The following is a 23,538-nucleotide window of genomic DNA, read 5'->3' as shown; positions in this document are numbered from 1 at the left end:
GGCAGGGTCGGGCTACGCGGGGTCGAGGCCGTGGCTGCGCAGCCACGGCAGCGGGTCGATCGCCGCGCCGCCGCCGGGCCGGACCTCGAAGTGGAGGTGCGGGCCGGTGGAGTTGCCGGAGTTGCCGGAGTACGCGATCACGTCACCGGCCTTGACCGAGCCGGACCGGATCTTGGTCGTGCTCAAGTGGCAGTACCAGGTCTCGGTGCCGTCCGCCGCGGTCACGATGGCCATGTTGCCGTAGGCGCTGTTGTACTGCGTACGGACGGTGCCGTCGGTCGCGGCCATCACCTCGGTGCCGTACGGCACCGGGAAGTCGATGCCCGAGTGCAGGGACATCCAGTTGACGCCGGCCTGGCCGTAGTAGGCGCTGAGGCCGCCCTGCTTCACGGGAAGAACGAACTTGGGGCGCAGCGCCTCGAGGCGCTTGGCCTCCTCCAGGCGCTTCTTGCGCTCCGCCTCCTGGCGCGCCTTGAGGTCGAGGCGTTCCTGGGTGCGGGAGGCGCGGTCGCCGAAGTCGCGGGCATCGGCGCTGAGCGCGGCGAGCTGCGTGTCCATCTTGTTGTTCGCGGCGGCCGGCTTGACCGATGCCGGATCGGCGGCAGCCAGGTTCTGGGTGCTGTTGTCCTTGGTCTCACCGCCGCTGATGCCGCTGACCGAAGCGGCGGCGATGCCCGCGACGCCCATCACACAGGCGGAGGGCACGGCGACGGTGAGCAGTGCGGAGCGCTTGGCCGGAGTGCGGCGGCGGCCGCGGCTGCCGCCGGACCGGCGGACGGGGCGCGGCGTGACCGGGGCGGCACCGATGAGCGCGGGCTCGAGCTCGCTCTCGTCACCCGGCTCCTCGACGGAGTCGGCGTCCATGGCCGTGCTGTCGTCGGTGTGCTGCTCGGTCTCGTGGTCGGTGTCGAACTCGGACCCGTACGCGGTGTCGTACTCCGGCGCGTACTGCGTGTCCTGGGCGTTCTGGACGTCCTCGACGGCGGAGTCGTAGCCGGGCGTGGCCTCGGGCTCGTACTGCTCCGCGTACTCCTGCGTGTGGTCCGGGGTGTACTCACCGGAGAACTCCGGCAGCAGCTCCGTGCCGAACTCCTGCTCAGGCGTGAACTGTTGCGGTACGACGGCCTCCGCGCCCGTGTTCCAGGCGGTGGCGTCGTAGGTGCCGGTCTCGTAACCCGGCACCGCCCACTGGCCGGTGGCGTCGTAGGTGAAGGCGGCCGCGGCCGTCTCGAACTGGCCTGTCTGCGCACCCTGGTTCCACGCGGATGCGTCCCACTGACCGGTGGCGTCGTACTGGCCGCTCGGGTCGTAGGGGACCCCGGCCTGCACACCGGCGTCGTACTGCGCGGTGGTGTACTGGCCCGTCGCGTCGTACTGACCGACGGTGGCGTACTGGCCGGTGGCCTCGGTGAACTGCTGGGCCTGCTCTGCCTGGTGCTGCGCGCCGTACACGTCGTAACCGGCGGTGCCTGCCTGGTGCGACCCGGTGTCCCACTGGGACGAGTCGTACTGACCGCTGTGTCCGGCCTCGTGTCCCGGAAGCGCACCGAAGAGCGGGTCGGTTTCAAAGCTGCCGGAGGGGTACCCGTCATATCCGACGTACCCGGCGTGGGCGTGCTGGTCGTTCACCAACTTCTCTCTCGCCTCGGCAGCAGGACCTGTGTTCAGGGGCCACGGTGCAATCAGGTCCCAGAGCGAACGCAGTGGCGGCGACTGTACCCGGCGGTATGCGACGGCGACAATCTTCCGCAGGTTTTAGGCAATCAGGAAACGGGCATTCGGCCGTGTTTCGGCGGACTGTGGGCAGAGCTTTGGCCCTACGTTCGAAAAACGTTCGACAATCCGTAACCGCTGGGGCGGCCACTCAGGCAACCGAAACGGCTCCGGACGCGTCCGCCGACGATGTGCTCGTCTCGAGTGCCTGCCGGATTCCGGCGGCGACGGCGGGGTGCACCGGCAGGGCGAGATGGCCGATTCCGCTGACTTGCACGTTCTGGGCGATGAGGTCCGGATGGTCCACACAGGCCGTCTCGACGGGAACCATCAGCTGGTCCAGGTCGCTCCAGAAGCTCACGAAGCGCGTACGGCAGCCCGGTGCGGGGCGGCGCAGCTCCTCGATCACGGCCGAGCCGGGGCGCATCTGCCGCACGATCGGGTGGGCGCTGGCGAGCGGGGCGACGGTCGTGCCGGAATGCGGGGTGCCGAGCGTGACGAGGGTGCGGACCCGCTGGTCACCACCGAGACACTGCACGTAGTAGCGGGCGATGAGTCCGCCGAGGCTGTGCCCGACGATGTCGACCTCGCTGCGGCCGGTACGCGCGCAGATCTCCTCGATGTGCCGGCCGAGCAGCTCGGCGGCGGTGCGGATGTCGCAGGTCAGCGGGGAGTAGTTGAGGCACTCCAGATGGCGCCAGCCGTGGCGGGCCAGTGAGCGGCGGAGCAGGACGAAGACGGAGCGGTTGTCGACGAAGCCGTGGAGCAGCACGGCGGGCGGACGGACGGCTCCGGAGCCGGTCGGCAGCGCGGTGGCGGCGGGCACGGGCGCGCACTTCGACTCGGACGCCGGCTCGGCATCGAGGGGGCGCGGGTTGCAGGCGCCCTCGTCCTGTGCCCGGCGGCGACGGCCGTCGCCCGGCGCGGGGTCGCCGTCCTGCGGGTGGCCGGGGCCGGGGCGCTCGGCGAACAGCCCCGACGGGTAGAGCAGCAGATGCCCGGCGAGGATCGCCAGCTCGAGGGCGGTGGCCTGGAGAAAGGTGACAGGAACTCTGAGGTTGCAGAGGCTTCGCAGGTGGCGCACGGGGCGCAGACTCAGGGAAATGAAGGGCACCGCCGTCATGGGCCGACCTCCGTACGGCACGCAGGAGACGACACCGTCCCCCGTGTGCCCTCATGGGGCCTCCGCAGGTACGACCTTGTGCCTTTGGCCCGGCGCCGGATGCCGGTATCGACACCGGGGACGGCGGCGGGCCAAAGGCAAAGGTGCCGTACCCCGGTGCCGCGCGGCTGACGGCAGGGGAGGTACGACCCTGAAGCGGCTCCCTGTGATCGTCCCCGTGGGCGGCTTGTGTGCCGCCTGGTACGGGTACGACGCTTAGCGAACTTGTCCCATGTGTGATTTCCCCCTCGCTGACCTCCGCGAAACGGTCGGGTGCGGGATGCTGGAGATAACGTTCGTTCACTGACGACGGAGTCAGGTGTGGAGGCAGTGATGGGTGTGACCGGTCCGATCCGCGTAGTGGTGGCCAAGCCGGGGCTCGACGGCCATGACCGCGGGGCCAAGGTGATCGCGCGAGCGCTGCGCGACGCGGGTATGGAGGTCATCTACACCGGGCTCCACCAGACGCCCGAGCAGATCGTGGACACGGCGATCCAGGAGGACGCGGACGCGATCGGTCTGTCGATCCTCTCGGGCGCCCACAACACCCTGTTCGCCAAGGTGATCGAGCTCCTGAAGGAGCGCGAGGCGGAGGACATCAAGGTCTTCGGCGGCGGCATCATCCCGGAGGCGGACATCGCACCGCTGAAGGAGCTCGGCGTGGCGGAGATCTTCACGCCGGGAGCGACGACGACGTCGATCGTCGACTGGGTCAACGCGAACGTCCGCGAGCCCGCCGGAGCGTGACCCGAACGGCCCAGCGGCTGTGCCTCACGGCAGGCCCGGGTGGGGTGTCGCAGGGCGACCGGCCGGGCGCCGTGGGCCGTACGGCCAGGGTGCACCTCTCTGGATGGTCGCTGTGGGCGACGGCTGTGCCGGGACCCGGTCGATTCCGTCACGGTCCGTGACGGATCGCGCCTCCTGTCACCGGCCGGTGACGGGCCGGCCCGAGCACGTGATTCCTGGTCCGCGGAGGGCCGGCCCGAGCACGTAATTCCCGGTCCGTGGCGGGCCGGCCTCGCGACAGGGTCCCGCTACGCCGGCGGCATCAGCTCCTGCCGCATCGCCTCCCGCAGCCTCAGCGTCGAGACCAGGCGCTGGAACGCCTCTGACCAGTAGCCCCCCGCCCCCGGAGACGCCCCCTCCACCTCGTCCGGGGTCGCCGTCAGCAGGTCGAGGCGGCTCGCCTCCGCGGGATCCAGGCAGCGCTCCGCCAGACCCATCACCCCGCTGAAGCTCCACGGGTAGCTGCCGGCGTCGCGGGCGATGTCGAGGGCGTCCACCACGGCGCGGCCCAGGGGCTCCGACCAGGGGACCTCGCAGACGCCGAGCAATTGGAACGCCTCCGACAGTCCGTGCGCAGCTATGAACCGCGCGACCCAGGCCGCCCGCTCGTCCTCCGGCAGCGTCGCGAGCAGTTTCGACCGCTCGGCCAGGGACGACGTGCCGGGGCCGGTCTGCGGCGGGGTGCCCGGCGGGCCGAGCAGGGCGCGGGACCAGTCCGCGTCCCGCTGGCGGACCGCCGCCCGGCACCAGGCCGCGTGGAGCTCCTCGCCCCAGCCGTCCGCGACGGGCAGCGCCACGATCTCCTGTGCCGAACGCCCGCCCAGCCGCTCGGCCCAGACGGTCAGGGGCGCAGCCTCCACCAGCTGGCCGAGCCACCACGAGCGCTCACCTCGTCCCGTCGGCGGGGTGGGCACCACTCCGTCGCGCTGCATGTCCGCATCGCACTCGTGCGGTGCCTCCACGGCTATCGACGCACTGCTGCCGTCCCCGCTGCGGTCCGGTCCCACGCACGACACCGCCCGTGCGGCCATCCGCCCTGCCAGCGCGGAGTGCGGCAGCGCGGAGAGGAGTTCGGCCGCCGTCGCCCGGACATTGCGGCTGCGGTCGGTCAACGCCTGCTCCAGGAACGGCTCGTCCGCATCCGTCAGTCCCGTACGCAGGGAGTCGAGGAACATCAGCCGGTCCTCGGCCCGCTCGGTCGGCCAGGTGCCGGCCAGCAGTGTCCTCGCCCGGTCCGCGTCATGCGCCCGCACGGCCGCCAGCAGCGCGACCCGCTCGGCGAACAGGCCTTCCTCCCACAGTCGTTGCACCGCTTCCTCGTCGGTCACGTCGGGCAGCAGGGCACCGCCGCCCGCCGAGCCGCGCAGCGCGAACTTCCACTCCGGATTGAACCGGGCCAGCCACAGCCCGCGCGCCCCGGCGAAGGCGAGTGCCTGCGGCCGCAGGTCCGTACGCGCCCGGGCCGCGTCCAGCAGCGCGGGCAGCAGGGGCGGCGGCACCCGGTAACCCTGTTCGTTGGCGGCGGCCAGCCACTGCGGCAGCAGCTCGGTCAGGTCGGGGGCCGTACCTCTGCGGCCTCCCGAGGAGGGAGCGGAACGGTCGGCCAGCAGCTGTGCCAGCCGGCGCCGGGCCGGTACCGGCAGGTGCCGGCGGGTGTCCTCCGGCGTGGGCTCCGGACGGGCGGCCGCCGGAGCCGGCACGAGACCCGCCCTGCGCCGCACGGTGTGGATCGCCGCGGCGTCCAGCAGTGCCGCGGGTGCGTCCTTGCCCGTGGCCGTCACCGTCTCCGGCGGTGTGCGGCGGTCGGTGCCGAGCAGGGCAGAGGTGACGAGCTCTTCCCACAGGGCGTCATCGGTGATGCTGGTCATGGGTGGCGTCCTCCGTACCTTCACAGTTCAGACGAGGGGAACCGTCTCGGCCGCGTCGTCGGACCAGGCGGCGAGGGGGGTGAAGCCCTCGTGCCCGCACTCCCCGAACACGGTCACCGGGCCGCCGCCGGACAGCGCGACGAGCTTCCACAGACCGGGCCGGCCCAGGGTGCCGGGTGTCAGGGGCAGCGCCGACTCACCGTCGGCGTCGGCCAGTTGCCACCCGTCGCCGGCCGGCACGGGTATCACCTCGGTCAGGGTCGCCGGCCAGGAGTCCAGCCACGGATCGTCCCGCAGAGCTCGTCCGTAGGAATCGAGCGCGGTGGCCACCGGACCGCCGGGCGGCGGTGACGCGATCGGGACCGGTGTGCCGAACTGCTCGCCCAGGTCCGCCCGCAACTGCCCCGCGCCGGCATGAGAAGTCAGCTCGGTGTCGATCATCATGCCCACCGGCAGGGCCAGTTGCGGAGAACGGCCTGCCGCGCCGAAGGACAGGATCACCGCCGTACGTCCGCAGGACCGCCCGTGCATCCACGTACGGCGTGTGGTGATCTTGCCGTCGGACGTGTCGTACTGGGCGAGGACCATCCACGCGTCGCGCACCGGCGGACCCTCGGCGGGCGAGGTGAGACCGACGCGCGTACGCACCGCCGCAGCCAGCGGGTGCGGCAGCCGCTCGATCCCCAGCCACGCCGAGTCCAGCAGATGGATGAGCGCGCACTCCTCCAGCAGCCGCACCGGCCAGCCGGGCCCCGATCCCGGAATCGCACCCAACTCCCGCACCCGGGCCGCCAGTCCCGGCGCCTGGGCGTCGACCATGCGGGCCGCGGTCTCCTCCCACAGTCCGTACCCCGACTGCTCGGCCGCCGCCAGTCCACCGCGGAGCAGATCGCCGAGCCGCTGCTCCAGCTCCGTCGCACCCGCCGTGATCCGCCCGGCCCTGCGCTCCGCCCGCCGCCTGGCCGCCTCCGGGTCGGCGCTCCTGGCGGGCGCCCCCGCGTCGCCGTCGCTCCCCTCCTTCTCCACGGCGCGCTTGCGCCGCCCCTCCAGCCACTCCTCGGCCCAGTCCGGCGCACTGCCGGCCTGCACCGCCTTCTCGTCCCCCGCCCAGAGCAGCAGCAGCCCCAGTGCGTGCTTGCAGGGGAACTTCCGGCTCGGACAACTGCACTTGTACGCGGGCCCCGTGGTGTCCACGACCGTCTGATACGGCCTGCTGCCACTGCCCTTGCACAGCCCCCACACCGCTCCCGTGCCGCTCGTGCCTGCTTCGGACCACGGCCCGGCCATGCCGAGCCTGTTTCCCGCTTTGCGTGATGCGTCGTCAGGAGCCAGTGCCAGCACCTGTTCCGACGTCCAGCGCACCCCCTGCTGATTCATGCTGACGACGTTACGGGCGGCCACTGACAAACCCGTCTGACCTGCGACGACGGTCGATTGTCAGTGCCATGGTGCACGGTGGGAACCACATCGGATCGAACGATCTGGAGGGGGAAGCATGACCGTGTCCGAAACCGGAAATGCCACGGGTGCCGAGGCTCTGCGGCCGCATGCGGAGGACGCCTTCGCGGACGAACTGACGGCGCTCGCCGCGGCCGACGACCGGCCGCGTCCGGTCAACTGGCGGCTGTCGCCCTGGGCGGTCGCCACCTATCTGCTCGGCGGCGCACTGCCCGACGGCACGGTGATCACACCGAAGTACGTGGGACCGCGCCGGATCGTCGAGGTCGCCGTCACCACGCTCGCCACCGACCGGGCCCTGCTGCTGCTCGGCGTGCCCGGCACCGCCAAGACCTGGGTCTCCGAGCACCTCGCGGCCGCGGTCAGCGGCGACTCCACCCTGCTCGTACAGGGCACGGCGGGCACACCGGAGGAGGCGATCCGCTACGGATGGAACTACGCGCAGCTGCTCGCCCACGGCCCCAGCCGCGACGCCCTGGTGCCCAGTCCCGTCATGCGCGCGATGTCCGACGGCATGACGGCCCGGGTCGAGGAGCTCACCCGTATCCCCGCGGACGTCCAGGACACGCTGATCACGATCCTGTCCGAGAAGACGCTGCCCGTCCCCGAGTTGGGGCAGGAGGTCCAGGCGGTCCGCGGCTTCAATCTCATCGCCACGGCCAACGACCGCGACCGCGGGGTCAACGACCTCTCCAGCGCACTGCGCCGCCGGTTCAACACCGTGGTGCTGCCCCTGCCCGCGACGTCGGAGGCGGAGGTCGACATCGTGTCCCGGCGCGTCGACCAGCTGGGCCGCTCGCTCGACCTGCCGGCCGTGCCGGAGGGCCTGGAGGAGATCCGCCGCGTCGTCACCGTCTTCCGCGAGCTGCGCGAAGGCGTCTCCGCCGACGGCCGCACCAAGCTCAAGTCGCCGTCGGGCACGCTGTCCACGGCCGAGGCGATCTCCGTCGTCACCGGAGGCCTCGCGCTCGCCGCGCACTTCGGGGACGGCGTGCTGCGGCCGGGCGACATGGCGGCCGGCATCCTCGGCGCGGTCGTGCGCGACCCGGCGGCCGACCGGGTCATCTGGCAGGAGTACCTGGAGACCGTGGTGCGCGAGCGGGACGGCTGGAAGGACTTCTACCGTGCCTGCCGCGAGGTGAGCGCATGACGGGCCCGCTGCTGCTCGGCGTCCGTCACCACGGACCGGGCTCGGCGCGTGCGGTGCGGGCGGCGCTGGACGCTGCGTCTCCCCGGGTGGTGCTGATCGAGGGCCCGCCGGAGGGGGACGCCCTGCTCGCGCTCGCGGCGGACGAGCAGATGCAGCCGCCGGTCGCTCTGCTGGCCCATGCCGTGGACGATCCAGGGCGGGCGGCGTTCTGGCCGCTGGCCGAGTTCTCCCCGGAGTGGGTCGCCCTGCGTTGGGCGCTCGGCCGGGATGTCCCGGTCCGCTTCATCGACCTCCCGGCCGCGCATTCGCTGGCCCTCGCGGCGGAGGAGGAGGCAGCCGGCCGGGCGCGTTGCGAGGAGCCCGGCCCGCTGGAGGGCGCTGATCCCGAACGGCCCGCGGCGGGTTCGGCGGACCCGGGATGGGACGCGGTGCCGGACGTCGCACCGTCGGCCGAGCTGTCTCCGCAAGAACGGTCATCGCACGAGCCGTCGCCGCACGAGCCGTTGTCGGACCGGCCCTCGTCGCAGGCGCCGTCGGCCCGGAGCGGGGACCCCGGGTGGGATGCCGTCCCGGGGGAGCCGGGAGCGGGCGCGGACAGCGCGCCGTCCGACGCCGGCATGCGCATCGACCCCATCGCCGTCCTCGCCGAGACCGCGGGGTACGACGACCCCGAGCGGTGGTGGGAGGACGTCATCGAGCACCGCGGCACGGGCGGTGCGGACGGCGACCCGCGTGCGCCCTTTGCCGCTCTCGGCGAGGCCATGGCCGCGCTGCGCGGGATGTACGGACACGGCGGGCACGACCGCGACCTGGCCCGCGAGGCCCATATGCGGATCCAACTGCGCACGGCGCGCAAGGAGTTCGGCGACGATGTCGCCGTCGTCTGCGGCGCCTGGCACGTCCCGGCGCTCGCGGAGAAGACCACCCTCACCGCCGACAGGGCGCTGCTCAAGGGACTCCCCAAGGTCAAGACGGAGATGACCTGGGTGCCGTGGACCCATCGCCGGCTGGCCCGCCACAGCGGGTACGGGGCGGGCATCGACTCTCCCGGCTGGTACGGGCATCTGTTCCAGGCACCCGACCGTCCCGTCGAGCGCTGGATGACCAAGGTCGCGCGGCTGCTGCGCGACGAGGATCGGATGGTCTCCTCCGCGCATGTCATCGAGGCCGTCCGGCTGGCCGAGACCCTCGCGGCCATGCGCGGCCGCCCCCTCGCCGGACTGACCGAGACGACCGACGCGATCCGGGCCGTGATGTGCGACGGCTCCGACGTGCCGCTCGACCTGATCCGGGACCGGCTCATCGTCGGGGACGTGCTCGGCGAGGTACCGGACGCCGCCCCCGCCGTGCCTCTGCAGCGGGATCTCACCCGGCTCCAGCGCAGTCTCCGGCTCAAGCCGGAGGCGCTGGAGCGTGAGGTGGAGCTGGATCTGCGCAAGGACAACGACGCGGCCAAGAGCCGGCTTCTGCACCGGCTGTGCCTGTTGTCCGTCGGCTGGGGCGAGCCCGTGACGGGACGCGGCAGCACGGGCACCTTCCGGGAGAGCTGGCGGCTGCGCTGGGAGCCCGAGCTGTTCGTCAAGGTCGCCGAGGCCGGCGTGTGGGGGACCACGGTGCTCTCGGCCGCCACGGCGAAGGCGGAGAGCAAAGCGGTGTCGGCGACCGCCCTCGCCGAGGTGACCACGCTCGCCGAACAGTGCCTGCTGGCCGAACTGCCCGACGCGCTCTCCGTCGTGATGAAGGCGCTCGCCGACCGCGCCGCGCTCGACGCCGACGTCGGACATCTCGCCCAGGCACTGCCCGCCCTCGCCCGTTCGCTGCGCTACGGCGACGTACGGTCCACCGACACCGCCGCGCTCGGCGAGGTCGCCACCGGGCTCGCGGAGCGGATCTGCGTCGGCCTGCCGCCCGCGTGCACGAACCTCGACGCGGACGGCGCCGCGGAGATGCGCGGCCATCTGGACGCGGTCCACACCGCGATCGGGCTGCTGCCGACGGCCGCCGAACTGAGCAGCCGTTGGGGTTCGGTGCTGCACCGGCTCGCCGGCCGCGACACCGTACCGGGGGTGATACGCGGCCGGGCCGCCCGGCTGCTGCTGGACGACGGGCGGCTCGAGGAGGACGAGGCCGCGCGGCTGATGAGCCTCGCCCTCTCGCTCGGCACCCCGCCCGCCGAAGCCGCGGCCTGGATCGAGGGATTCGTCGGCGGAGCGTCGGGGGGCGGCATGCTCCTCGTGCATGACGAGCGCCTGCTCGGCCTGGTCGACGCCTGGCTGACGAGCGTGCCGGCCGACGCGTTCACCGATGTTCTGCCGCTGCTGCGCCGCACGTTCTCCGCGTACGAGCCGGGCGTGCGCCGCACACTCGGCGAACTGGTCCGGCGCGGACCCGCCGCGGCGTCCGGCGGTGCGGCGCGGCCGCAGGCGGGGATGCCCGGCTTCGGCGCCGGTCTGGACGAGGAGCGCGCGGACGCCGTGCTGCCCGTGCTGCGGATGCTGCTCGGAATCGACGACAACGACCTTGCGGGGGCGGGCCGATGACCCGGACGACTGAACCGGCGACGACAGATGCAACGACGACTCCGGCGACGACTCGTCCGGCGACGACCGACGTGACGGCGACCGATGCGACGACGCGGGAGCGGACCGCGGCGAAGGCGGCGCCGGGCGACGAGCGGCTGCGCCGGTGGCGGCTCGTCCTCGGCGGCGAGTCGGCGGACGGCACGGGCTGCTCCCTCGCCGGGACCGACGTGGCGATCGACGGAGCCCTGACCGCGCTCTACGGCAACGGTGGCGGACGGCCCGCGGGCGACCGCAGCCGCGGCCGTTCGGCCGGGCTCGGTGCTTCCGCGCCGTCCGTGGCGCGCTGGCTCGGCGACATCCGTACGTACTTCCCGAGTTCCGTCGTCCAGGTGATGCAGCGCGACGCCATCGACCGGCTGGGGCTGTCCACGCTCCTGCTGGAGCCCGAGATGCTGGAGGCCGTGGAGGCGGACGTCCACCTCGTCGGCACTCTGCTCTCCCTCAACAAGGCGATGCCCGAGACGACCAAGGAGACGGCCCGGGCCGTCGTGCGCAAGGTCGTCGACGACCTGGAGAAGCAGCTGGCGACCCGGACGCGATCGACGCTGACCGGGGCGCTGGACCGATCCGCGAAGATCAACCGCCCGCGTCACCGGGACATCGACTGGGACCGCACCATCCGCGCGAACCTCAAGAACTACCTTCCCGAGTTCAACACCGTCGTCCCCGAGCGGCTGATCGGATACGGGCGGGCGTCGCAGTCCGTGAAGAAGGACGTCGTGCTCTGCATCGACCAGTCCGGTTCGATGGCCGCGTCCGTCGTCTACGCCTCGGTGTTCGGCGCGGTCCTCGCCTCCATGCGCTCCATCGCCACCCGGCTCGTCGTCTTCGACACCGCGGTCGTCGATCTCACCGACCAGCTGGACGACCCGGTCGATGTGCTCTTCGGCACCCAGCTCGGCGGCGGTACGGACATCAACAGGGCGCTGGCGTACTGCCAGTCGCAGATCACCCGGCCCGCCGACACCGTGGTGGTCCTGATCAGTGACCTGTACGAAGGTGGCATCCGGGACGAGATGCTCAAACGGGTGGCCGCGATGAAGGCGTCGGGTGTGCAGTTCGTGGCGTTGCTCGCTCTGTCCGACGAAGGGACACCGGCGTATGACCGGGAGCATGCGGCGGCCCTCTCGGCGCTGGGCGCACCGGCCTTCGCCTGTACGCCCGACCTCTTCCCGGACGTGATGGCGGCCGCGATCGAGAAACGACCACTGCCCATACCGGACATGGCGGCTCATCAGTAACAGGGGACTTGCGCAGCCCCGGGAGGAACGTGCGAGCATCGTCCCCGATCGACGCGGAACGTCCGCTTCCGCCGATGAGGAAGGTCTCTCACCGTGTCTGCCGCAGCTGCGCCCTCCGCTGCTGCCGTTCTGCGCGTCGTGCGCGGGGCGGCGGTCCAGCGGCCTGCGGTGCGGGGGCGGCTGCTGCGGGTGCTGCTGTTCCTCGGCGGCCTGGTGACGGTCGGGTTCCTCTACGGGGGCCAGGCCCACGCGGCGGAGGCGACGGCCCCCGCGGAGACGGTGACGACTGCTGGGGCCGGCGCGGCACAGGACATGCGCGGTGCCACGGAGGACGTCGTGCGGGGTGCGGCGACCTCGGGTTCCTCGGAAGCCTCGGGGGCGTCGGCGTCCGCCGACCGCGGAGAGCCCGTACCGGCCGCGGACGCCCCGAAGCCGGTCCAAGAGCTGCGGCCCGCCCGGGAGATGGCCGAGCCGGTGCGCGCGGTCGCTCGCGACGCCGCCCGACCCGTCACGCGGCCGCTGAACCGGACGATCGTCGAACCGGTCGCTCAGCCCCTGTTCGAGTCACTCGCCGAATCGCTCGCCGGGTCGATGAAGCCGATCCTGGCCCAGACGCCTGGCCTTCCCCATGCGCCCGGCCTTCCCCAGGGCCTGACACCGCCTCTCGGTACGCCGTCCCTCGACGGGAACGAGCCGCAGACAGCACCGCAGCTCCCATCCGCCGACAACTCGGCGCTCAACCCCGCGTTCCCCGCCGGTACATGCGGACCCGCAGCCGGAACTCCGACAGCGACGGCAGCGACGGCAGCGACGGCCGTGCACCGGATCTTCGGCGTGGACCGTTCCGTCCGTGCGGCTGCCGCTGCCCGGACCACGGTGGACAGCCCTGCCCCGGCGCCCGCGCCCGGGCAGGCGCCCGGGAAGCCGTGCGGCATCGTGCCCGGCGCGCTCCAGCAGTCCGGCGACAGCCACACACCGCGGCCCGGCGACCAGGCGACGCACCCGGCGGGCGGTACGGCCTTCGCGCCGGCGCCCGGCGCGGTCCTGGCGGCGGCCGGTGAGCCGACGCGCGAACGACCCGGCGACATCCTCGAATTCCCCGGCTAGGGCAGCCCTTTCCCCCGAGACCTCCCGCGCGGGGGTGGGACAGGTCTGCCCGCCGTCCGGACGACTCCGGACAGCCGAAACGCTTTCGAAGGATCAGAAGCCAGCATGAACAAGAACATTCGCCGTTCCATAGCCGTAGCAGCCACCGCCTCCGGGATGTGGGCGCTCGGGACCGCCATGGCCAGCGCCGACGAGCTGCCCGTCTCCGCGCCGCTCTCCACGCCGGACCTGGCGGCCGAGCTCCCGGCGGCCCCGGAGCTCCCCGAGGCACCCGCCGCCCCGAAGACCGCGGTCGAGGTGAAGGACCTCCCCGAGGCCCGGGACCTCGAGCCGACGGCCCAGCACCTCGTTCACGACGCCGCGCACGACGTCGAGCGCACCGCAGCTGAGGCGCAGGGGGAGATCGACTACCTCTTCGGTCCTCTGTCCGACTTCGCTCCCGAGCTCGAGCGGGTCCCGGCCGACGCGCAGGCGCAGGTCCGGGGCACGGTCGGTGCCACGGGTCCCGTCGTCGACGAGACGGCCACCGCCGTGCTCCCGCCCGTCGCCGCCACCGCCGTCGACTCGGTCCTCCCCGTCGCCGACCGGGCCGTGGGTGACGCGGGTGTCCTCGCGGGCGGCGTCGTCGGCGAGGTGTCGCCGTTCGCGGGCGGCATCGTCTCCGGCGTCCAGCCCCTGGCCGGGGGCGTCGTCTCCGAGGTCGGCCCGTTCGCCGGCGGTGTGGCCGGTTCGGTCCGGCCGGTGGTCGACACCGTCGTCTCCCACGTGCAGCCGGTCGCGCACGGCGTCGGCGGCAGCGCGGGGAGCCTGGCGCAGGGTGTGACCGGGGACGTGCGGCCGTTCGCGGGTGCCGCGCTCTCCGGCGTACAGCCCTTCGCCCACGACCTGACGGGCACCGTCACCGCCGACGTCCACCCGCTCGCGGGCAACGCCGTCGAGGGCGTCCAGGGGACGGCAGCCGCCGTGACGCCGAGCTACGTTCCGGCAGCCCCGGCGTACGGCATCTGAGTCGGCACCGGACAGATCCGTCCGGGCTACGGAACAGATCCGGCACCGGTCCGGTACGGATCCGGCGGCATCTGTCGAAATCGCCGGATACCCGGGCGAATACCTTGCCGACCCGGTGGGCAGCAAGGAAGCAACGGCCCGGGCCGGGTCATCGGGCGGTCCTCATTGGGGTGAGGGCCGCCCGGCTCAGGGCGCGTCCCCCGAAGGTGTCCGCCGGTGTCCGCAGGCATCTGTCGGTGGCGTGGCCGATGGTGCGATCTGTTCGCGTGGCCGGTGGTGCGATCTGTGACTGTTATCACCGCTCATCTGTGAGCTGCAATTTAGGGAGCCACGTTCCACGGGGATAACCTGCGAGGCGGACATGCCGCGTGCCCGGACACCGTGTACGCCTTCCTTGTGACACCGCAGTCACGTTGCCCTTCGCGGCACGCCCACGCAGACAACGAACCGCGATGATGAGAAAAGGGACGGACGCGCGTGGACCTGTTCGAGTACCAGGCGAGGGACCTCTTCGCCAAGCACGGTGTACCGGTGCTGGCCGGTGAAGTCATCGACACGCCTGAGGCGGCGCGCGAGGCTACGGAGCGTCTGGGCGGCAAGTCGGTCGTCAAGGCGCAGGTCAAGGTCGGTGGCCGCGGCAAGGCCGGCGGCGTGAAGCTGGCCGACGGCGCGGACGACGCGGTCGAGAAGGCCGGTCAGATCCTCGGTATGGACATCAAGGGCCACACGGTCCACAAGGTGATGATCGCCGAGACCGCGCCCGAGATCGCCGAGGAGTACTACGTCTCGTACCTCCTCGACCGCACCAACCGCACCTTCCTGGCCATGGCCTCCGTCCAGGGCGGCATGGACATCGAGGAGGTCGCGGAGAAGACCCCCGAGGCCCTCGCGAAGGTCCCGGTCGACTCCAACGAGGGTGTCACCCTCGAGAAGGCCCGCGAGATCGTCGCGCAGGCGAAGTTCCCGGCCGAGGTCGCGGAGCAGGTCGCCGAGATCCTCGTGACGCTGTGGAAGACCTTCATCGCCGAGGACGCGCTCCTCGTCGAGGTCAACCCGCTGGCCAAGGTCGCCGACGGCCGCGTGATCGCCCTCGACGGCAAGGTCTCGCTCGACGAGAACGCCGAGTTCCGGCAGCCGGGCCACGAGGAGTTCGTGGACCACGCCGCAGCCAACCCGCTCGAGGCTGCCGCCAAGGCCAAGAACCTCAACTACGTCAAGCTCGACGGCGAGGTCGGCATCATCGGCAACGGCGCGGGTCTGGTCATGTCGACCCTCGACGTCGTCGCGTACGCCGGTGAGGCGCACAACAACGTCAAGCCCGCCAACTTCCTCGACATCGGTGGCGGCGCCTCCGCCGAGGTGATGGCGAACGGTCTCGAGATCATCCTCGGCGACCCGGACGTCAAGTCCGTCTTCGTCAACGTCTTCGGTGGCATCACCGCCTGTGACGAGGTCGCCAACGGCATCGTCCAGGCCCTGGAGCTGCTGAAGTCCAAGGGCGAGGAAGTCACCAAGCCGCTGGTCGTGCGCCTCGACGGCAACAACGCGGAACTGGGTCGCAAGATCCTCTCCGACGCGAACCACCCGCTCGTGCAGCGCGTGGACACCATGGACGGCGCGGCCGACAAGGCCGCCGAGCTCGCCGCGGCTGCGAAGTAAGGGACGAGGGACACCACAGTCATGGCTATCTTCCTCACCAAGGACAGCAAGGTCATCGTCCAGGGCATGACCGGCGCCACCGGCATGAAGCACACCAAGCTCATGCTCGCTGACGGCACCAACATCGTCGGCGGTGTGAACCCGCGCAAGGCCGGCACCAGCGTCGACTTCGACGGCACCGAGGTGCCCGTCTTCGGCTCCGTCGCCGAGGCGATGGAGAAGACCGGGGCGGACGTCTCCGTGCTCTTCGTGCCGCCGGCCTTCGCCAAGGCGGCGGTCGTCGAGGCGATCGACGCCGAGATCCCGCTGGCCGTCGTCATCACCGAGGGCATCGCGGTGCACGACTCCGCCGCCTTCTGGGCGTACGCCACCAGCAAGGGCAACAAGACCCGGATCATCGGCCCGAACTGCCCCGGCCTGATCACCCCCGGCCAGTCCAACGCCGGCATCATCCCGGGCGACATCACCAAGCCCGGCCGCATCGGTCTCGTGTCGAAGTCCGGCACGCTGACCTACCAGATGATGTACGAGCTCCGTGACATCGGCTTCTCCTCCGCCGTCGGCATCGGTGGCGACCCGGTCATCGGCACCACGCACATCGACGCTCTGGCGGCCTTCGAGGCCGACCCGGAGACCGAGCTGATCGTGATGATCGGTGAGATCGGCGGCGACGCCGAGGAGCGTGCGGCCGACTTCATCAAGGCCAATGTCACCAAGCCGGTCGTCGGTTACGTCGCGGGCTTCACCGCCCCCGAGGGCAAGACGATGGGCCACGCCGGCGCCATCGTGTCCGGCTCGTCCGGCACGGCGCAGGCGAAGAAGGAGGCCCTCGAGGCCGCGGGCGTCAAGGTCGGCAAGACGCCGACCGAGACGGCCAAGCTCGCGCGCGAGATCCTCGGCGGCTGATCGTCACCGCCTGAATCTCCGCCGTACGCACGGACGGGCCCGCGCCTCATGACGAGGCGCGGGCCCGTCCGCGTGTCCGGCCGTCCGCGTGGCCGGCCCATGCCGGTCTACGGGATCGTCGGTACGAGTCGTTCGGGGCCGTGGACCGGCTCGGACAGCAGCTTCTGGCGCAGCATGTGACTTCGCGGGTTGATCGGCTGCGGCCCGGCGAGCGGCGGTACTCCGCCCACCTCGTGGCCGGGAGAGACCGCCGGCTCGTACTGTGTCGGCGCCGTGGCCAGAGTGAAGCCCGTGGCGCCCATGATCAGCGTGGTGACGCTGAGGGCGGCCCGGGTCCACAGCCAGGCCCGGCGTTCGCTGCTCGTCCGTACGGCCCGGGGCGGGTTCAGCTGCGGCACGGGACCGGAGTTCGCGAGGGCGAGCAGCTGATTGCGCAGGACCGTGGGGTCGCTGAGGTGGGGGAGCTGCTCGGCGATGGCCTCGCGCGCGTGCAGCAGACGGTTCGCCGCCGCGGGAGTGCTCGCCTCCGTCTCGGCGGCCGTGTCGGGCAGGTCGAGACCGAGACCGTCGTAGAGCAGGAGGGTGCGGCGGTACGGGGGCGGCAGCTCCAGCAGCGCTTCGAGCAGTTCGCGCTGTTCGCTGTCGACGAGCGGCGGGTTGTCGGGGTGCCGGTGGACGGGGCGCAGCCGCTGCCAGGGCGACATGGCGAACTCGTACGCGGCCGCCCGCACCCAGCCCGCGGGGTCGCGGTCGCGAGCCACCTCGGGCCAGCGCTGCCAGGCGAGGTGGAAGGCGCGCTCGACGGACTCGTGGGCGAGCCTGCGCCGGCCGGTGAGCAGATAGGCCTGGCGTACGAGGCCGGGGGCGCTGTACGTGTACAGGGCGTCGAAGGCCTCGGCGGGGGTGGACACGGGTCGCTGGTCCCGGGGCTCAGTATCGGCAGCCGTTCTTGCCGCCTGGTCCGTGCCGGGCTCGCTCCCGACCTCGCCAGCGCCTTCGGGGCGGAAGCCGCCTGCGCCTTCACCCATGTCGTCGGCGCCGGACCCGCCGTCCCCGGCCGTCGGCGGCAACTCCGCTGTGGCGTCGTCCGGCTCGGGGTCCGCTGCCGGCGACGCCGTCCGCACCGGCTTCAGTTCCACCGGCACCGGGTCCCCGGCCGTCTCCCGGGGCGCCTCGATGGCTGCCTCTTCGGCAGCCGGGCGGGCGGCCGACGCGACGGGCTTCCTCATCGGGGCAGCGGCTTCGGCCGAGAGGTTCGTCTCCGGAGCGGAGGTGCCCGATACCGCTTCCGCTTCCGCCTTCGCCTTCGCTTCCGTTTGCGAGCCGGGGTCCGGGTCCGCCTCGGTCAGCAGCTTGGTGTACATCTCACGCCGGCGACCCCGGGGGGCGCTGCGGCCGCTCTCCCACGACCGGATCGTGGCCTTCGTGACGCCGACGGCGGTGGCGAGCTCCTGCTCGCTCATCGACTTCGCCTCGCGCAGCCTGCGGCGCTCTTTGGGGGAGGGCAGCGGAGTGCTCGAACCGGAGCGTGTCGTGCTCTGGGTCATGACGGGCTCCCCGAAGCGCAGCACTCTGCGGAAAAGTACATAAACGTATATTGAGCGACACAACGGCTATTCGCCTGTTACGCGGATAAAGCGCGTGTCGTTGGCAGCATGGCCGCGTGACCCAGACGACCGATCACAGCCCCCCGTTCTCGGCTCCGGTGCTGCTCCAGGGCGGCCGGCGGCCCGCGTTGGCCGCATGCCTCGTCCGCGGGGCGATCGCGGCGGGGCTCGGGCTCGGTACGTTCGCCGTCCTGGTGATCGCGCTGTGGATCAGTTCGCCGTATCCGGACAGCGGTCCGAACGGGGCGCTGCATGTCGCGGCCGGGCTGTGGCTGCTCGCCCACGGCACGGAACTCGTCCGCTCCGAGACCCTCTCCGGGCAGCCGGCGCCCATCGGGATCGTGCCGCTGCTCCTCGTGGTCCTGCCGGCCTGGCTTGCGCACCGGGCGGCCCGCGACGGTCTGCTGCCCGCCGACGACCGCCCGCGCCCGTCGGCGCGAGGTGCGCTGTGTGCCGTCAGCCTGGGATATCTGCTGGTCGGCGCCGCCGCCACGGTCTATGCGGCGGGCGGACCACTGGCGCCGGATCTGCTGAGCGCCGTACTCCATCTGCCGCTGGTCACCCTGGCGGCGGTGGGGGCCGGCGTGTGGACGGCGAGCGGCCGTCCGGGCGCTCCGCTGCCGGACTGGGTGCCCGCACGGCTGCGGAAGGAGCTCGCCCGTACGCGGGTGGCTGTCGCCATGCGGTCCGGGGCCGCCGGTGCCCTGACCCTGCTGGGCGGTGGCGCACTGCTCGTCGCGGCCTCGATGGTGTGGAACGCGGACGCCACGCAGGACTCGTTCCTGCACCTCGCGGACGTGTGGTCGGGACGGCTCGCGGTGTTGATGCTGGGGCTGGCGCTGGTGCCCAACGCGGCGGTGTGGGCCGCCGCGTACGGGCTGGGGCCCGGCTTCGCGCTCGGTACGGGCGCGACGGCGACCCCTCTGGCGCTCACCGGCGACCCTGCCCTGCCGCACTTCCCGCTGGTCGCCGCGGTGCCGGCCGAGGGGCCCGGCACACCGCTGAACTGGGCCGCCGCGGCCGTTCCGCTCGCCGCGGCGCTGATCGTCGCCCACTTCACGGCGCACCGGGCAGCGCCGCGCCACGGCGACCGTGCGACGGCGTGGGGGATGGGCGAGACCGCGCTGGCGGCCTTGCAGGGTGCTGTGGTCTGCGGCGTGCTGACGGGTTTTCTCGCGGCGGCGGCCGGCGGGCCGCTCGGCACGGGCCGGCTGACGGCGTTCGGCCCGGTGTGGTGGCTGACGGGCGCGGCCGCGCTGGTGTGGTCGGCGGTCGTCGCGGTGCCGGTGGCTTTGGCGCTGCGGGCCTGGCGGGTACGGGGCCGGGCCGTAGGAGCCGATGGGTCACCGATTCCGGCCGCCGCCGTTCCGGGTCCCGCGTCACCGGCGCCCGTTGCCGCGAGCGGCGTGGAGATGGACGACATGGACGACGCGGAGTTCGATCCGTACGACTTCCTGCCGGAGTTCCCCACCGGGTCCCGGGAGACCGACGCGTCGCCGGACGGTACGGCCGGCGCATCCGACGAGTCCTCGGAGGGGGCCGGGGACGTCACCGGATCGGCCCGCGACGATCGCGCACCGTGGGCCGTGCCGCTCAGCCCCTGGCCCAAGGCCCCCGGGTTGTCGAGCATCGCCCTGGACGCGGACCGCGCAAAGGCCGACCGCGAAGAACCGGACCGCGAAGAACCGGACCCCGACGAACGGGACGGCGAAGAGCGGGACCGCGAGGAGACGCACGCTTCGGCTGCGGACCGTACGGAAGACCCCGGGACAAGCTCCACGAGAAGCCGCGCGACGAACCCCACGGACACCCGTGCGGTTACCGGCGCTGCCGGGGCGGACGCTGCTCAGCAGAGCCCCACGCTCCCGGCCCGGCGGCCCGACGCTCTGCCGGACGGGCCCGCGGGCCGTGCGGACGCGGACCGGGACGACTCCGATCCGCCCGCTACTCCTTGACGCCGATGACCCCGCGCAGCGGGTCGGGCAGCTTGTCGTTGCAGGCCAGCTGCCCGGTCTTGGTCAGCGAGTCGTTCACGCACGTGTAGTAGTCCCGGTAGACCAGCTGCGCCGTGAAGGACGCGGCCACGATCACCAGGGCGATGCCCGCCATCACGAGACCGCTGACGGCGGATGTGATCTGCGAGCGGTTCGGGGTCTGCGGCACCTGTGGGGTGGCCGGCGGCGCGACCGTCGGGTCCGCCGGACGGCGCTGGGGCTTGGCGCGCAGAGAGCTGATCGCCCAGTACAGCGCGAGCGCGCCGAGCAGCAGCGCGATCTCCGGGAAGTCGAACAGGGCGAAGAAGAACGCCCACATGCCCGAGAGCAGTGCGTAGCGCGCCCGGCGCTGGGACGGGTCGGTCGGGTCCCAGCGCATGCCGCCCGTGCCGGGAGGTCCGCCTTCGGGGCCCTTCTGTCCACCGCTGTTCTGCTGGTCCCGGCCGTCGGGGCGGCCGCCGAAGCCGCCCGAGGAGCGGCCCGGCTGGCGGCTGCTCCACTGGCTGCCCCACACGGGACGGTCGTCGGAGCCCGACGGGTCGGAGGAACCGGGGCCCTGGCCGGATCCCGATCCGGACGAGTCGTCGGGGGAGCCGGAGGAACCGTCGTTCGCCGGGCGCCGGGGCTGCCACGGCTGGTCCGGCCGTCCCTCGGGCGGAGGGGCGAAGGGGTTGTTGTCGTCCGTGGACTGGCGCTCCCGCGGCAACAGGAGGTCCGTACGGCGGCGTCGGTCCGGCATCTGGTGAACGTCTTCCCCTCAGACCCTGTCGCGCGTGGGGTCTTGTGTCGTCGTGCCCGTCGAGGGACGGGTCCTGTCCCCAGACGCTACCTCCCGGCCACGCCCCCGTCCCGTGGGGGCTCTTCTGTGTGCCGGTATCGTTGCTGACGGTCGGCCTCTTCGTAGAGTTCCCCGTATCGAGGGGTGCGATTCGTTCGTACGACCGTACAAAGACGTACACCCCCGCGACACGCACTGCGACGCGCACTGCGACACCGCGGGAAACACCGCGACATCACCGCGAGAAAGAGACCCGCCGTGGCCTCCCCGCCCCTCTCTGTCCGACCGGCCCCGGACCGACCGGCCCGCCTGGTGGTCCTGGTCTCCGGTTCCGGCACCAACCTCCAGGCCCTGCTCGACGCCATCGGCGACGATCCGGCCGGCTTCGGCGCCGCCGTGGTCGCCGTCGGCGCGGACCGCGACGGGATCGTGGGACTGGAGCGCGCCGAGCGCGCCGGACTTCCCACGTTCGTGTGCCGGGTCAAGGACCACGAGACCCGTGACGCGTGGGACCGGGCGCTCACGGAGGCGACGGCGGCGTACGAGCCCGACCTCGTGGTCTCGGCCGGATTCATGAAGATCGTGGGCAAGGAGTTCCTCGCCCGCTTCGGCGGCCGGTGCGTCAACACGCATCCCGCGCTGCTGCCCAGCTTTCCCGGCGCCCACGGTGTCCGCGACGCGCTCGCGTACGGGGCCAAGGTGACCGGGTGCACCGTCCACTTCGTCGACGACGGCGTCGACACCGGCCCGATCATCGCGCAGGGCGTGGTGGAGGTGCGGGACGAGGACCACACGGACGGTGGGACCGCTCTTCACGAGCGCATCAAGGAAGTCGAGCGAGCGCTGCTCGTCGAGGTCGTGGGGCGTCTGGCCCGTAACGGCTACCGCATTGAGGGACGAAAGGTAGTTTTCCCGTGACTGTTGAGACTGCGAAGCGGGCCATCCGGCGAGCGCTGGTCAGTGTGTATGACAAGACGGGGCTCGAGGAGCTCGCGCGCGGGCTGCACGAGGCGGGTGTGGAACTGGTCTCCACCGGATCGACCGCCGGGAAGATCGCCGCGGCCGGTGTACCGGTCACCAAGGTCGAGGAGCTCACCGGTTTTCCCGAGTGCCTGGACGGCCGGGTCAAGACGCTGCACCCCCGCGTGCACGCCGGCATCCTCGCCGACCTGCGCCTGGAGTCCCACCGCGAGCAGCTCGCCGAGCTCGGTGTGGAACCGTTCGACCTGGTGGTCGTGAACCTCTACCCGTTCCGCGAGACCGTCGACTCCGGCGCCTCCCCGGACGAGTGCGTCGAGCAGATCGACATCGGCGGCCCCTCGATGGTGCGCGCCGCCGCCAAGAACCACCCCTCGGTCGCGGTCGTCACCAGCCCGGAGCGGTACGGCGACGTGCTGACCGCCGTCTCCTCCGGCGGCTTCGACCTCGGCGCGCGCAAGCGGCTCGCGGCGGAGGCCTTCCAGCACACGGCCGCCTACGACGTCGCCGTCGCCTCCTGGTTCGCGTCCGCGTACGCCCCGGCCGACGACTCGCCGTTCCCCGACTTCCTCGGTGCCACGTACGAGCGCTCCCACGTCCTGCGCTACGGCGAGAACCCGCACCAGGGCGCCGCGCTGTACGTGAACGGCAACGGCGGTCTCGCCGAGGCCGAGCAACTGCACGGCAAGGAGATGTCGTTCAACAACTACACGGACACGGAGGCCGCGCGGCGTGCCGCGTACGACCACGCCGAGCCGTGTGTGGCGATCATCAAGCACGCCAACCCGTGCGGTATCGCGGTCGCCGCGGATGTCGCCGAGGCGCACCGCAAGGCGCACGCCTGCGACCCGCTGTCCGCCTTCGGCGGGGTCATCGCCGTCAACCGCCCGGTCTCGGTGGCCATGGCGGAGCAGGTCGCGGAGATCTTCACCGAGGTCATCGTCGCTCCGGCGTACGAGGACGGCGCGGTCGAGGTGCTCGCCCGCAAGAAGAACATCCGTGTGCTGCGCTGCCCCGACGCCCCCTCGGCGCCGGTCGAGATCAAGCCCGTCGACGGCGGCGCGCTGCTCCAGGTGACGGACCGTCTCCAGGCCGACGGTGACGACCCGTCGGCGTGGACCCTCGCGACCGGAGAGGCCCTGGACGCCGCCGAACTGGCGGACCTGGCCTTCGCGTGGCGGGCCTGTCGCGCGGTCAAGTCCAACGCGATCCTGCTGGCGAAGGACGGTGCGTCGGTCGGCGTCGGCATGGGCCAGGTCAACCGCGTCGACTCGGCGAAGCTCGCGGTGGAGCGTGCGGGCGAGGAGCGGGCGCGAGGCGCGTACGCGGCGTCCGACGCGTTCTTCCCCTTCCCCGACGGTCTGGAGATCCTGACCGCGGCCGGCGTCAAGGCCGTGGTGCAGCCGGGCGGTTCGGTCCGTGACGAGCAGGTCGTCGAGGCCGCGAAGAAGGCGGGCGTGACGATGTACTTCACCGGGACGCGTCACTTCTTCCACTGACGGACGTCCCCGCAGGGGACGGACACGCGTACGGCCCGCCGG

17 protein-coding genes are annotated in these 23,538 nt (G+C 72.3%); 11 read left to right on the top strand and 6 right to left on the bottom strand.

Going from position 1 to position 23,538, the window contains the following annotated elements:
* Nucleotides 1–12: 12 nt before the first annotated feature.
* Complete coding sequence (locus tag RPQ07_RS14715; RefSeq protein WP_313944602.1) at nt 13–1,629, bottom strand: M23 family metallopeptidase; 1,617 nt, start codon at nt 1,627–1,629, stop codon at nt 13–15.
* A 235-nt stretch (nt 1,630–1,864) separates the two neighbouring features.
* Nucleotides 1,865–2,836, bottom strand: coding sequence for an esterase/lipase family protein (locus RPQ07_RS14710; RefSeq protein ID WP_313944601.1), 972 nt, complete (start codon nt 2,834–2,836; stop codon nt 1,865–1,867).
* Nucleotides 2,837–3,208: 372 nt separating this feature from the next.
* Between RPQ07_RS14710 and RPQ07_RS14705 the strand changes: the two genes are divergently transcribed.
* Nucleotides 3,209–3,622, top strand: a complete 414-nt coding sequence (locus RPQ07_RS14705) for a cobalamin B12-binding domain-containing protein (protein WP_313944600.1) — start codon at nt 3,209–3,211, stop codon at nt 3,620–3,622.
* Between the two features lie 287 nt (nt 3,623–3,909).
* Here RPQ07_RS14705 and RPQ07_RS14700 read toward each other — a convergent pair whose 3' ends face one another.
* A complete protein-coding gene (locus tag RPQ07_RS14700) occupies nt 3,910–5,529 on the bottom strand; it encodes a DUF5691 domain-containing protein (protein WP_313944599.1) in 1,620 nt (539 codons plus the stop codon).
* Nucleotides 5,530–5,556: 27 nt separating this feature from the next.
* Nucleotides 5,557–6,906 (bottom strand): SWIM zinc finger family protein, encoded by a 1,350-nt coding sequence (locus RPQ07_RS14695; protein ID WP_313944598.1) that lies wholly within the window; start codon nt 6,904–6,906, stop codon nt 5,557–5,559.
* Nucleotides 6,907–7,024: 118 nt separating this feature from the next.
* On the opposite strand from RPQ07_RS14695, the gene RPQ07_RS14690 reads away from it, so the two are divergent.
* The 7 genes from RPQ07_RS14690 to sucD all read left to right on the top strand — a co-directional run bounded on the left by RPQ07_RS14690 (nt 7,025) and on the right by sucD (nt 16,640).
* A complete protein-coding gene (locus RPQ07_RS14690) occupies nt 7,025–8,137 on the top strand; it encodes an ATP-binding protein (RefSeq protein ID WP_313944597.1) in 1,113 nt (370 codons plus the stop codon).
* The gene (locus RPQ07_RS14685) at nt 8,134–10,677 is read left to right on the top strand and encodes a DUF5682 family protein (protein WP_313944596.1); all 2,544 of its coding nucleotides are present in this window, start codon (nt 8,134–8,136) and stop codon (nt 10,675–10,677) included. Before RPQ07_RS14690 ends, RPQ07_RS14685 begins: the two co-directional genes overlap by 4 nt.
* Nucleotides 10,674–11,960, top strand: coding sequence for a VWA domain-containing protein (locus RPQ07_RS14680; RefSeq protein WP_313944595.1), 1,287 nt, complete (start codon nt 10,674–10,676; stop codon nt 11,958–11,960). The genes RPQ07_RS14685 and RPQ07_RS14680 overlap by 4 nt, the downstream gene beginning before the upstream one ends.
* A gap of 93 nt (nt 11,961–12,053) precedes the next feature.
* Entirely contained in the window at nt 12,054–13,067 is a 1,014-nt protein-coding gene (locus RPQ07_RS14675; RefSeq protein ID WP_313944594.1) for a hypothetical protein, read from the top strand.
* A gap of 105 nt (nt 13,068–13,172) precedes the next feature.
* Nucleotides 13,173–14,075 carry a hypothetical protein gene (locus RPQ07_RS14670; protein ID WP_313944593.1) on the top strand — a complete coding sequence of 301 codons (903 nt, stop codon included), beginning with the start codon at nt 13,173–13,175 and terminating at the stop codon, nt 14,073–14,075.
* A gap of 477 nt (nt 14,076–14,552) precedes the next feature.
* Nucleotides 14,553–15,734, top strand: coding sequence for an ADP-forming succinate--CoA ligase subunit beta (gene sucC, locus RPQ07_RS14665; RefSeq protein ID WP_313944592.1), 1,182 nt, complete (start codon nt 14,553–14,555; stop codon nt 15,732–15,734).
* A 21-nt stretch (nt 15,735–15,755) separates the two neighbouring features.
* Nucleotides 15,756–16,640, top strand: coding sequence for a succinate--CoA ligase subunit alpha (sucD, locus tag RPQ07_RS14660; RefSeq protein ID WP_313944591.1), 885 nt, complete (start codon nt 15,756–15,758; stop codon nt 16,638–16,640).
* A gap of 107 nt (nt 16,641–16,747) precedes the next feature.
* On the opposite strand, the gene RPQ07_RS14655 is transcribed toward sucD, so the two are convergent.
* Nucleotides 16,748–18,187 (bottom strand): sigma factor-like helix-turn-helix DNA-binding protein, encoded by a 1,440-nt coding sequence (locus RPQ07_RS14655; RefSeq protein ID WP_313944590.1) that lies wholly within the window; start codon nt 18,185–18,187, stop codon nt 16,748–16,750.
* Nucleotides 18,188–18,303: 116 nt separating this feature from the next.
* Here RPQ07_RS14655 and RPQ07_RS14650 point away from each other — a divergent pair, with 116 nt between their 5' ends.
* Complete coding sequence (locus RPQ07_RS14650) at nt 18,304–20,202, top strand: DUF6350 family protein (protein WP_313944589.1); 1,899 nt, start codon at nt 18,304–18,306, stop codon at nt 20,200–20,202.
* On the opposite strand, the gene RPQ07_RS14645 is transcribed toward RPQ07_RS14650, so the two are convergent.
* A complete protein-coding gene (locus RPQ07_RS14645; protein ID WP_313944588.1) occupies nt 20,192–20,980 on the bottom strand; it encodes a hypothetical protein in 789 nt (262 codons plus the stop codon). The genes RPQ07_RS14650 and RPQ07_RS14645 overlap by 11 nt on opposite strands.
* Nucleotides 20,981–21,277: 297 nt before the next feature.
* Here RPQ07_RS14645 and purN point away from each other — a divergent pair, with 297 nt between their 5' ends.
* Nucleotides 21,278–21,937 (top strand): phosphoribosylglycinamide formyltransferase, encoded by a 660-nt coding sequence (gene purN, locus RPQ07_RS14640; protein ID WP_313944587.1) that lies wholly within the window; start codon nt 21,278–21,280, stop codon nt 21,935–21,937.
* Complete coding sequence (gene purH, locus RPQ07_RS14635) at nt 21,934–23,496, top strand: bifunctional phosphoribosylaminoimidazolecarboxamide formyltransferase/IMP cyclohydrolase (RefSeq protein WP_313944586.1); 1,563 nt, start codon at nt 21,934–21,936, stop codon at nt 23,494–23,496. Before purN ends, purH begins: the two co-directional genes overlap by 4 nt.
* Nucleotides 23,497–23,538 lie beyond the last annotated feature (42 nt).

The organism is Streptomyces sp. AM8-1-1, from assembly GCF_032229325.1.
GTDB classification, from domain to species: domain Bacteria; phylum Actinomycetota; class Actinomycetes; order Streptomycetales; family Streptomycetaceae; genus Streptomyces; species Streptomyces achmelvichensis.
Note: the sequence above shows the minus strand (reverse complement) of the source record. Positions and strands in the feature narration are given on the sequence as shown.